Genomic DNA, 12,140 nt, shown 5'->3' on the forward strand with positions numbered 1-12,140 from the left:
TTACGCAAAAAGGTCTTCTGAGTTGAATGTGTCGCACTATAAGTTACAATTCACCTTTTTTCCAATTACTGTTTTCTTGAATTGCCTTTTTTACTCTATTTTGTCATAATTTACGTCTACACCCAGCATTTCTTCATTATTTTAATTACATGTCTGAGGGGGGCGCTTATGTTTAAAAAAAGTATCCTGGTATTTAGCTTCGTACTTTTTTGCATGTGCATTACGCCGGCCGCGTGGTCCGCGACATTCACTGTTACCAGCAATCTGGATGCCGGCCCCGGAACTTTACGGGACGCAATTATACTGGCCAACAGCAATGGCAATCCTACTGTGCGGGATACGATCGACTTCAGCCTGCCTTTTCCCGGCAATGTTATTGTCTTGCTTTCAGCTTTGCCGACTATTGTGGAAAATGTACAAATCCTGGGTAACAATAGCGGTAGTTTTGTGAAACTCGTTGGCGGCGGAGCCATGTTTTTTAGCGGGATTTCGATTAATGACCCGGCCAATGCACAAATCATACTCACTGATCTAAGTTTGGTGGCATTTAACTACGCGGTCCATGTTCAATCCAGCAATGTCATTATCTATCATTGTTGGTTTGGTACGGATTGGGCGGACAATATTTCAGCCGGGCAGAACAGTTACGGCATCTATGATGTAGGGAGCAACCTGTCAACCTACGGAGGTTCCGGCTCCTTGTTTCGTAATGTTATTGTGCAAAGCTCCATTGCCGGTATTTATTTGAATGGCAGCACCAATACTCGTATTTGGGGTAACTATATTGGTGTGGACAATGCCGGAAGTGCTGTGCTAGGCAGCCAAACCACAGGTATTATGCTGCATGATACTACGGCTGTGACTGTAGGCGGTAGTTTTACCGGTTCCAATGGTAATGTAATTTCAGGGAATGTAAATGGTATTATTTTGGAGGGAACTGCTTGTACCAATAATACTGTCTCAGGCAATATCATTGGCTTGTCTTTTGATCAATCCTCAGCTATTGCAAATACGGATATGGGTGTGCATCTGTACAATGAAGCTAATAACAATTTTATTGGCACTACTGCTGCCGGTAGTTACAATGTGATTGCCGGCAATGGAACCGGTGTGGGGATCACCAATGCCGGTATTTTTATAAGCGGATCTCCGGCTCCTTATGAGAATTTTATTCAGAATAATTATATTGGATTAAATACTTCCAATGCGCCTTTTTCCAATCAAAAGGGTATTTATATTATGAATGGTGTTGGCAACTTAATCGGCGGATTTCGTGATGCCAACATGGGAAATGTGATATCAGGCAATACGGATGGAACAGTAAATTCAGGTGGTATTGTATGTCAGGATGAGGGCAATACCATTAGTGGTAATTATATTGGCACGGATGATACTGGTGTCAACGCGGTTCCCAATTATTGCGGAATAAGTATAGAAGCTGACGGCAATATGGTCGGTGTGACGCTTACTGCCAAGGATACTCAGAGAAATGTGATTAGTGGTAACACGTATCGTGGGATTCAAATAAGCGACGCAGTAGGTACCAGCATTGCGGGGAATTACCTTGGTCTGACAGCCGATGGCGCGACCGGCTTGGCCAATGGGTATGATTCGATTTATCTCGGCAGCACTGCAACGCAGACTTTAATTGGCGGTAATCACGATAATTTGCGTAATGTAATTGCCGGTAGTAATGGAAATAATTTTGCCATTCACTGCGTCGGTTCTAGTAATAATATGGTTGTCAATAATTATGTCAATTGTAATGCTGCTGGGACCGTATCGGACACGACCTTTCAGAACCAGGAATCCCTGCGCATGAACAATCTGACCGGCGTGAATCCAGCCTATGGCAATTATGTGGCAGACAATTATTTGTGCACAGAGGTCGGTCTCTCTGACGCGCATGGCAACACCTTTGTAGGAAATGCCTTTGGTGTGCTGCCTAATGGGACAGAGGTTACGTGGAGCTCGCCTTATCCGGAAGGTATTACCATTTGGAATGGCGCAACTGGAAACATGTTTGGCTTAAAGGGTGGACAGGGAAATTTATTTGCAGGTCAACCTTTAAATGATGGAATACGCATTAATGGCGGCACCTGTCTTCAGAATGGAATATATGGGAATACAATTACAGGGATGAGTCTACTGCCAATTAATCTTCTCAGTGGCGCGAATCTTGGTTATGCGGCTCCTGTAATATCCGTGGCAACCACAGAATATGGTGTTACCATCACTGCCAATGCATCCACGGATTATGTGGAAGTATTTCTGGCCGGACGCGATTATGGCAATAATCCGGAAGGGAGTTTGCGGTACTTGGGTATTGCCGCTAATCTTTTTGGCAATACTTTCTGGTTCCAACCCAGTGGATATGTTTCAGGCGACTGGATTGCAGCAACCTGTTCGGATATTAGCAACAATACCTCAATGTATTCCGCCGCCTATCAGGTCAGTGCGCCACCCACTGCCACATTCACAACCACGCCGACCTTTTCAGCTACGCCGACCCATACTTCTTCGGCAACGCCTACCTTGACTGCGACAGATACCGCTACTCTTACCACAACTTATACCATTACTACTACTGACACTCCGACAGCTACCATAACACCAACTGTTACAGATACTCCCTATATGACTGCCACACCAACCGCCACCATAACTTCAACAACTACAAATACTCCTTATGTTACTGCTACCCCAACCGCCACGGCAACAGCAACTATAACATCAACCTCCACAAATACCCCGTATGTGACAGCCACACCCACAGCTACTATTTCACCTACGTCTACTGTGACCATCACACCCACGTTGGCTGTCGGCACGGAATTACCGGAGTTTGGAATGTACGGCGGAATTCCAGCTTATCCGATTCCTGCAAAAGATACGCTGAATTTCGTGGTGCCTGGCGGTTCGCAACACGGAGAAGTGACCATATCCGTATTCAATCCCAATGGTGAACAAATAGCGCAATTGCATGAATCCACCAACCCCGGAACCAACCTCCTGATCTGGAATTGTCAGGATATTCCGGCAGGTGTGTACTACGTTATTATGGTATTAAACAACGGACAAACGGAGAAATTTAAAATAGCGATTCAAAAATAAATAGCCCACCCCGGACAAATCCGGGGTGGGCTGCGGAGCGGGATAAAATAATCTAATACCTTAAGGTTTCCTTTATTTTTGGGCAGATCTCGGACCCACCCCTACAATGTTTTTTTCCGATTGCCACCGATTCACCACTGGCGTACAATACTCCTGTTTTCATCATTTTTATCAGGAGGATTGTTATGATCGGACTCAAATCCATCAGCAAACTGGCCAAAGTTTTGCAATCAGATGCCTCGCCTTGGCAGGTAGCTGTCGCGGCTGCCTTGGGCGTGGTCCTGGGCATGCAGCCGGCCAACGGCCCGCAAAGTCTGGTTCTCTTTATCTGCATCTTCTTTCTCAATGTCAATATCGGTGCCGCATTTTTAAGTGCCGCCCTCTTTGCCTTGGTGGGCGGTTTACTCGACCCGGTAGCCCATAAAATCGGGTATGCCCTGCTAAGCGGCAACGAGACCTTGACCCCGCTCTGGACCAGCTTCGCCAACATGCCCATTGTTCCTTTTACACGTTTTAACAACACAGTTGTGCTTGGCAGTCTGATACTGGGGTTGCTGCTATTTGTTCCGGTCATGCTCGCAACCAAATATTTGATTGTTTATTACCGCGCCCGCTGGCGCGATAAAGTGGCCAAATCCAAACTGGTGAGTTGGCTCAAACTGACAAAAATTGCAACTCTTTTTGGATTTGGAGGACTGAAGGGATGACGATGACCAAAAACAAAAAACCTAAAAAATCCGGACCCATCCGTTTAAGCTATACCATCCCGGCAGTCGTGCTGCTGGCACTGGCTGTGCTCTTCAATCTTTTCTTTCTCAACACAGTACTCAAATACAGTCTGATCGCAGCCGGTGAGATGGCTGTGGGTGCCAAAGTAGACATTGCCTCGGTCTCTTTTAAATTCAAGCAGCTTTCCATCACGATTAATCAACTGGCCATTACTGACAGAGACGCACCCATGAAAAATCTTATTCAGGCTGAGCGCATTCAGGGCGCACTCAAGCCCTTGCCCTTACTCTCGAAGAAAATTGTAATTTCCGAACTTGAAGTCTCAGGATTGCAATGGGGGACAGCCCGCAAAACCTCCGGCGCGCTGCCGCCGGGGCGTCAAAAAAATATCGCCGAGCGTATGGTAGGCAAAGACAGCGGCACTGCCAAACTGCTCACCGGCATCAAGGAAAAAAGCGCAGACAAAGCCACCAGTCTGCCGGCCTGGCAGGATGTGCAAAATGCCAAGGACCAGATCGCCAACCTCTCGCTGGAAGGCGTGATCAAGCCGGAGGAACTGGAAAGTGTCAAGCAGGCCCAAGCTGCAAAACAGACATATCAAAATAAATCGGCTGCTTATGACAAGCATATAAACTCCCTGGATATTCAGGCCAAGCTCGATGCAGTCAAACCGGCTTTGGAAGATCTAAAAAATATTCAGGTCAACTCCTTACAGGATGCGGCCGCTGCCAAAACAAAAATCGAAACAGCGCAACAAAAAATCAAAGAATTAAATGCGCTCAAAGACCAAATCAATGACCTTCAGAAACAGGCAAAAAATGATTTCGGTGAAACCAAAAATCTACAAAACCGGATCAATACCTGGCAGAACCAGGATATGAAATCCCTGACCACCAAGCTCAAGCTACCTTCGCTCTCCTTTGGCAGCCTCACTGAAGCTCTGGTCGGACCTGTCTGGCTTTCCAAAATCCACAAATTTGTGGCGCTAAGCAACACCGCACGCAAATATATGCCAACGCGCAAAAAAAATGCAAAAAAAACCGAGCAGCCGCGTATGCGTGGTGTGGATGTCTATTTCCCGCATCCAGCCGAACCACCGGCTTTCCTGATTGGAAAAATTATTTTGACCGGCACCACCGGCGGCGAGGGCAAAGCAGGGACCCCGATTAATTTTTCCGGCAATGCCTCCAATCTCACATCCGACCCCCGCTTGTTGGGCATCCCGGCCAAAGCCGATCTTGGGGGCAGCCAATCCGGGCGCAGCTATACGGTGACCGCTGTCCTGGACCATACTCAGGATATTGCCAAAGATACTGTCAGACTCAATGCCTCTGGTCTTTCCCTCGCGGATATGGAACTACCAAAATCCGATTACCTGCCCCGCTTTGACCAGGGCAGCATGGCAATCGAGAGCAGCTTCATGATGGATGGTGAAAAACTCACTGCGACGCTCAAGGCTGTGTTGGGCAATCTCAAAGCACCTGCCAAAAAATCCGGTGACAATGATCTGGTAGCTGATCTCTGGCAGGGTGTGGACAAAGTTAACATCAATGCCACGGTCTCCGGAATCGGTGATAATCTGGATATCAAAATCACATCTGATCTGGACAAACTTCTCAATAAGCGTCTCAATGACATGGCAGGTGAAAAACTGGGAGAATTGCGCAACAAGCTCAAAGCTGAGATCAACAAATACAGCCAAGACAAACAAAAAGAACTCATGGACCAATACGGACTTTCCAAAAACAGCACACTGAACAACCTGACAGGTGCGCAAAATTCCGTACAGGCAAAAATTGATGATTTCAAAAAACAGATCAGCGAAAAACAAAATGCCGGCAAACAGGCGGCTGACCAGAAGAAAAAAGCTGCGGAAGATGAATTGAAGAAAAAAGCAAACGATCAGTTGAAAAATTTATTTTAACCATATGTGTCCAAAAAAGCGGCAACAAATCGAAATCATCATTAGTACTTATTTCAACATATCTGCTTCGATGTAATTCTTACAGCCATTTGAGCTTTTCCATAATATTCAATGCGTCTTTATCAAGTCTTGAAAAAGCAAACCATTTTTTACCAAGATCTTTAAGTGAAGCCCCGATGTGATACACATTCTTTTTGTCGATGATCAAAAATCGATCATGTGATTTTCTGAATATCTTTACTTCAATAGATGAATATTGAGTATTATATTTTTCCAGATCAAGACGAAGTTCTTTAGAAATACTTTTCGTCAAAATCGTTGCCGCAACTTTCCTGCGCCGCTTGGCAAACAATGTCAATACTGTATCATCGACATAGTTGTCAATGAGAATGATCGATTTCTTCGCACCTCTGATAACATCCGCGACAAATTGATATGCATCAAATACCTGTCCGTTAAAAAAGATCCCTTGCTTGGGCTGGATATTAGCTGTTTCCAGAGCTTTAAAGACTTTTTCAAAGTTCTTATTGATATCTAATCAATACATTGACTGATTGTGCTCCACAGCATTCATCCGATTAAAAAGAACTTGGTTTAATTGTAGAAACCTCCGCATCTCAACAAAAGTACGTATAATTCTGATATTAACTTCTATCGCCTTATCATTTGTAAGAACACTTGATATGTTTGCAATACCCTGCTCTGTAAAAACATATGGCAAAAACCCTCCAAAATTCCTCCTCGAAGGTATCGCATTTTGCGATACCAGAATGTTTACTTCATCGCCCGTCAGTTGAAACATGAAATCTCCAGGAAATCTTTTCCTATTCCTTTTTACTTGCTCTCTTAATCGTATTGTTTTCACCTCATAAAGCTCAGCTAAATCTTTATCCAGCATTACCCGCAACCCACGTATTGTATAAATTTTTTCTCTGATTTTTTCTTTGCTAATCATTGCCAATTCCTTGGTCATCATCTTTCTCCTTTTTTCAATCGCTTGAAAATACCCACAGTATAGCTCTACTGTAGTTAGACGATGAAAAAGAAAAAACAATGCACTTTGATTTGATTTTTTTGATATTTTTAGAAAAGGATAGTCGACAATTCATTTTTGCACAGCTACCCCACCATGAGCGTCGCACTCAAAGTAGCACAAGCATTGGGCGTAAAATTGTCCGGGATGATGAAAAAAATGGAATGAATTATTCGGTGTCCAAGTTCAAATATTCAATTAAAAAGACTATTTGACTATTTGTAGAACAGATTACAGAAATTTACTCTCTATTAATTGGGCACAGATAATCGTTGGTTTACCCCAAGTATACTCTTTGATTTGTGGCGGATTTATTTCACTAATATTCACAAGCCACTCCCAAAATAACTTTACTTGATCATAGACAACATCAAGCTTTATTTCATGTTCTCCGACAGTAATTTGATATTTACAAATATATTTTTGATCTAATCTATCATAAACAATGCCGGGTGCGCCACAACTCACAGTTGGTTGATTAGAAAACAAGCAATAATTATGCCCTTCATGTATCCAAGCAATAGTACCAAGTATTGGATAGCTAATATCACCGCCAGACATAAGCTCCTTGCTTATATGTTGTAGATAATTTCTACAGTTTCTTACTGGTTTAATCATATTCTAGCAATTCTTTGCGTTTCGGATGCTTTTTCGGAATTAACGGAATTACCTTTATAATTTCATAAAAGCGGTCAAAATAATCCACCAATCCGTGCGCTGAAATATAACTTCTTATTACTATTGTGGAATCAATCGCAACTTTTGAATCATCAGTAGCCTGAATCATAGCTTTTTCAAAACCAATATACAATTGATCTAAAATCAAAAGACACTTTTTGGCAGTATCAAACAAAATTACATATTTTTCTTGTGGCGTTCGACGCTTATCGGATTCGTGATCGTATCGACCATCCATATTTTTTCTCCTAATTTCTATGTTTAGTGTCAATTATACCGATTATCCGAACAACGCTGCCTTCTTTTTTGCACCTTTCCTGAGGATTACGTAGGACACAAACGCAACTAGAGCCAAAGCACCATGGAGTTTACTTTGACTTCCGAGCGTAGTGAAGAGCACAATATTGAATACCCAAAATAGAGCTACTATTCCAACAGTCCAAGCCTTTCCAATTGAGCGCCGCATAAATACGAACCGAATGAGTATTGGTGGAGCAAGCCCTATACTCCATGTAATAAAAAATGAAAGAAAGAGAGCCAAGCCCCATTGCTTTCCAAATAAATATGACATAATCGGAGATTCCTTCAGATTTGCATCAGCGGTAGATGTTTCTTTAACACCAACTTTCCTTACCCCTTCGAGGTTGAGAGAATTAATTATTCTGTCTGTAATCGGCTTCAACAAAAAAGATGCAGCTTCATGATATGAGATTGTGAGCGTGATTGATTTTTCAGCAGCCATTATTCTTACGAGCCGCACTCTAAACTCTCCGTTCCCTTTCACGGCTTGTCTCTTATATTCGATCAAAAATACGATAATACCGTTAATAGATGTTTTCTGCGTACCAACCCATAAAATAACCTTCCTATCAACTGCTTTCATTGAACGAATCACATTCTTCTTTAACGCAGCATCTACTTCTCTTACATCCTGTATACTTGTAGCCAGAGCATCAGCTTGCGTCAATAAAAGCTGTGGGTAATAACGAACATTAAGAATGCCCAACGTATTACCTTTATCGTCATAATAATTTGCGGCGAATGGTAATTTCGAGGCTTCTTGTTCAATTCCAGATAAATCAAGTCCAGATTCAGCAGCAGAATCCAATGTGATTCGTTGATTTCCAGAAAGAACAACCCAATTTTTCGGAAGTTCTATTGACACACCCTTGGGTAGACTAACCTGCACAAAATTATCAGTCGCATATGCCACTGCATGAGTGGCAAATAAAACCGCGACGATTGCGATAATTTTCCATGTATTTATTTTCAGTTTCACTAGCCGGCTCCTTCTTTAATGCGCAACATAATCGGTGCAGGAGTTCAAATAGTCAAATATATCCCTTAATTGAACATTTGAACTCCATCACATTCACCAATCATGCCGGATATTATTCATCCGATCAATTTATTATTCGGTGACTGGATATTCGGAGCTTCAGCGCGGCCGGAACATGATATCTATATTGGGCGCGGGAACCGCGCCCCTACAATAAAATCTTTTGCACCCGGCCGATCTGTCCATCAATTAACCGGACTTTGATCCCGTGTGGATGCGAGGGCGACTTGGTCAACAAATCTTTTACAATCCCCTCGGTTAATTGCCCGCTGCGCTGATCCTGCTTCAAAACAATCGCAACCTTTAACCCGGGTTTTATGTCCGCGCGTCGTTGTCCGTTCATTTGGTTATTCATCCTTTTAGTTACTGATCTTGCTAAGCGGTGTTTGTGCACACATCAACTCCGGCACCCCACCACTTGGAATTCTTTCGCAAACCAATTGCTTATTTTCGTCGAATCCAAGCCGACATTGCCAATCCGGGGCGGGCCGTTTTTTTCTTGATGCCGGGATAAGCGCTGTAATAAATGCTCAGAATAATTACCTTTTTTAAGTATTTTTTCTCCTAAATCATAGAGACTAACTTGTTCTTCTCCCCCCAAATGGAACAATCCCGGGGTTTCTTTGCAAAAAAGATGCATCACGACTTCGGCCAGCTCCTGGCAATCAATACAACTGCGCAATTCATCATAAAACAAGGTCATGGGCAGCTTGCGCTTGAAGCGTTTCTCGATAAAATCAACCGCGCCTTTGGTCCCGGTGACGGAATCACCGGTCGGCAAGGCCAATCGAACAATACAATGTTTCTCAGCTTTTTGAATTTCTTTTTCCGCCTCCAAAAATGTCCGGCCCACAACACTGACCGGGTCTGTTGCATGTTTTTCCAAATAGCCATTGGCAGGCGGACGATTTCCGGAAAAAACCAAGTCACTGCCTAAATACATGATATAGGCGGATAATCCGAAAAGGTCTATAATATTGGTGGTGCCTTTGACGTTGATATTTCTTGCCCACTGCGGATTTGCTTCACAAGCATCTAAATCACACACGCCCATTCCGTGAATAACATGAGTTGGGCGGAACGTGTCTTTAATTTTTGATAATGCTGCATAGTCATTGATGCATACGGAATAGACATTTTCCCCTTCCGGAATGGCCATTTGTACGGGCCGGACAGCATAGAGTTGTTCTGCCGGTAAAAGTTCGCTTAACCGCTGAAAAATCGGCCACCCGTGAATCGAGGTGACACCTGTCATCAAGACCCGCCAATCCTGGGGGATTTGAGGTTTGGGTACTTCATGCAATATATTTGTAAAAAAACTGGAAAATTTCATGTCACCACTCCGTTTTCAACAATCAATAATCGACCCGTGCTGTCCCACTGAGTAAATCGATCCCTTAAGCCCCTCGAAAACAAAGGCACTATCCACAGATTGCACAAATTTCTCAGATTCGATCTAAAAATAGTTGCGAATAATATCATAAATATACGGGATTCGTAAATATTTTTAAAAACCCCTTTCCATAATATATATAATAAATAACTTGTCAACAAATCGCATTCCTGTATAATTATTCCCATTGCAGTAAAAATTCTATTATATGGAGGTAGCATTGTGAGAAAACAAGGTTTACTCGTTTTGGCATTGCTGGCCGGTTGCTTCCTGGCAACGGCAAGTCATGCCGCGCAGGACCGCTCGTTTACGAACATCAACTCCGCAGGAATGTTTGAAGATGTCTATGATTTATTTAAGTACTCCCCCGCGTATCTTCCCTCTTTTCAAAAAGCCGCATTGTGGACCCAGCTCTCCAACTTATTCAACACATCCGATGATCTCATGGATGGTTCAGGTACCAGCTATCTGGTCTTCGGCGGCCAGATGAATCTTATGGACCTGGGACGTGCCGGTATGCTGCTGGATTGGGACAGTGATAGTACTCCCCAAGGTGTTACAGATAACAACAGCCAGTCTGACTCAGGATTTGTCAGCAGCACGGAAGTGGATTATCTGGATACCAATTCGGACGGCATCATTGATGTACGGGCCGAGCGGATTGCAGATATCGAAAAAATATACAATTATTTGGGAAATGATATTTACCTTGTTTATGGCATCGGCGATTTCATGGGCCTGGATGCCGGTGCTTCTTTCCGTGCTTTTTGGCGTAGTTACAACAGCACTTACAATCCCTGGAATAGTTCTCTTTCTTTAAATGAAAACTATGAGGAACATACCTATGACCTTACCACCAATACCGAGACATCGCGTGATGGTTATACACGTACCGGTAACCTGGATTATGGTTATGCACGCTATGACCTTACGGTTGGCGGACGCTCCCAAACGCTGCTCTCCGGTTTTGATTTGGTTGCCAATCTCGGATTTATCCTAAATCCTCACGGCAATGACTATGAATATATCTATGAACGCAATATGGACAGTGATCTTTCCACCACCGGCGAACTCTATGAAAAATACTCCGAAACCGGTATTGAACCGGACAGCGGATATTATCCGGGCACCGGCCTGGGCGGCTTAATTGATCTGCGTAGCGATTATCAATGGAATAAGCAAGTAAAGATCATCGGTGAGGCTTCTTATGAAATTATTAGCTGCGGTATCACTGATGCCAAGCAGGAACGTGAAGATATCTATCGCAACACTTATATGTCCGGACTGGATTTGTATACCGATGAAATTGTGGATACTGAATCCGACACCTATGAAGGCTCGGTCACGGATTCACTGCTTGACCTACGCGTGCGCGGTATTTACCAGGGAGAAGGCTGGCGCCTGGGTATGGGTATCAAAGCCTCTTCTGACACCAGTACCACCGAATGCACAACCACAACCACCTATTCCAATATCAACACAACATCCGGTCGTCCGGTAGCAGTCAATAATTCAACGGTAACAACTGTTAGTAGTGAAAAAAGCGACTACACCTATCGCTCCAATGTCGACACTTTGTCTTTCCCAGTTGGACTCCAAATTGACATCCTCAAAAACATGCCGATTTATTTTGGAGCGGAACACCGGATCACTATCACGGAAGATAGTAACTCCAATGAAGTTACCGAGCGTACCCAGGAAACCACCACCACGGTCTCGGGCGACGGCACCTCAACCAGCACCATCACAGATATTTCGAATGCCATTGATGCCCGTGCCGACTCCACAGTCACAACCAACCATGCTACCTATTATTATTATGGCTTAACCTGGTGGCCCATGGAAAATATCCAGATTGATATGAAAAATGTCTACCGCCTGGACTACTGGCGCGACTTTGAACTGTCTTTTACATTCCATTTCTAAGAAA

Annotated in this window: 9 protein-coding genes and 1 pseudogene; 4 read left to right on the forward strand and 6 right to left on the reverse strand. The window is 43.6% G+C overall.

The window, feature by feature from the left end; all coding sequences use genetic code 11:
• Positions 1 to 168: 168 nt before the first annotated feature.
• From K8S19_04645 to K8S19_04655, 3 genes are all read left to right on the forward strand, one after another.
• Positions 169 to 3,114 carry a T9SS type A sorting domain-containing protein gene (locus K8S19_04645; GenBank protein ID MCD4812961.1) on the forward strand — a complete coding sequence of 982 codons (2,946 nt, stop codon included), beginning with the start codon at positions 169 to 171 and terminating at the stop codon, positions 3,112 to 3,114.
• 185 nt (positions 3,115 to 3,299) lie between these two features.
• Positions 3,300 to 3,821, forward strand: a complete 522-nt coding sequence (locus tag K8S19_04650) for a TIGR03546 family protein (protein MCD4812962.1) — start codon at positions 3,300 to 3,302, stop codon at positions 3,819 to 3,821.
• Positions 3,818 to 5,767, forward strand: coding sequence for a TIGR03545 family protein (locus tag K8S19_04655; GenBank protein ID MCD4812963.1), 1,950 nt, complete (start codon positions 3,818 to 3,820; stop codon positions 5,765 to 5,767). Before K8S19_04650 ends, K8S19_04655 begins: the two co-directional genes overlap by 4 nt.
• A gap of 79 nt (positions 5,768 to 5,846) precedes the next feature.
• On the opposite strand, the pseudogene K8S19_04660 reads toward K8S19_04655, so the two are convergent.
• The 6 genes and pseudogenes from K8S19_04660 to K8S19_04685 form a co-directional block, all read right to left on the reverse strand.
• Positions 5,847 to 6,740 (reverse strand): annotated as a pseudogene (locus K8S19_04660) (ORF6N domain-containing protein).
• Between the two features lie 291 nt (positions 6,741 to 7,031).
• Positions 7,032 to 7,361: a hypothetical protein gene (locus K8S19_04665; protein ID MCD4812964.1), complete on the reverse strand. Its 330-nt coding sequence runs from the start codon at positions 7,359 to 7,361 to the stop codon at positions 7,032 to 7,034.
• A gap of 49 nt (positions 7,362 to 7,410) precedes the next feature.
• The gene (locus K8S19_04670) at positions 7,411 to 7,716 is read right to left on the reverse strand and encodes a hypothetical protein (protein ID MCD4812965.1); all 306 of its coding nucleotides are present in this window, start codon (positions 7,714 to 7,716) and stop codon (positions 7,411 to 7,413) included.
• Positions 7,717 to 7,758: 42 nt separating this feature from the next.
• The gene (locus tag K8S19_04675) at positions 7,759 to 8,757 is read right to left on the reverse strand and encodes a hypothetical protein (protein ID MCD4812966.1); all 999 of its coding nucleotides are present in this window, start codon (positions 8,755 to 8,757) and stop codon (positions 7,759 to 7,761) included.
• 208 nt (positions 8,758 to 8,965) lie between these two features.
• A complete protein-coding gene (locus K8S19_04680; GenBank protein ID MCD4812967.1) occupies positions 8,966 to 9,160 on the reverse strand; it encodes a YwbE family protein in 195 nt (64 codons plus the stop codon).
• A gap of 54 nt (positions 9,161 to 9,214) precedes the next feature.
• Complete coding sequence (locus K8S19_04685; GenBank protein MCD4812968.1) at positions 9,215 to 10,150, reverse strand: sugar nucleotide-binding protein; 936 nt, start codon at positions 10,148 to 10,150, stop codon at positions 9,215 to 9,217.
• 282 nt (positions 10,151 to 10,432) lie between these two features.
• Here K8S19_04685 and K8S19_04690 point away from each other — a divergent pair, with 282 nt between their 5' ends.
• Positions 10,433 to 12,136, forward strand: coding sequence for a hypothetical protein (locus K8S19_04690; GenBank protein ID MCD4812969.1), 1,704 nt, complete (start codon positions 10,433 to 10,435; stop codon positions 12,134 to 12,136).
• Positions 12,137 to 12,140 lie beyond the last annotated feature (4 nt).

This window comes from bacterium (assembly GCA_021108215.1).
Taxonomy (GTDB): Bacteria; Oederibacteriota; JAAXVQ01; order JAAXVQ01; family JAUVAV01; genus JAIORK01.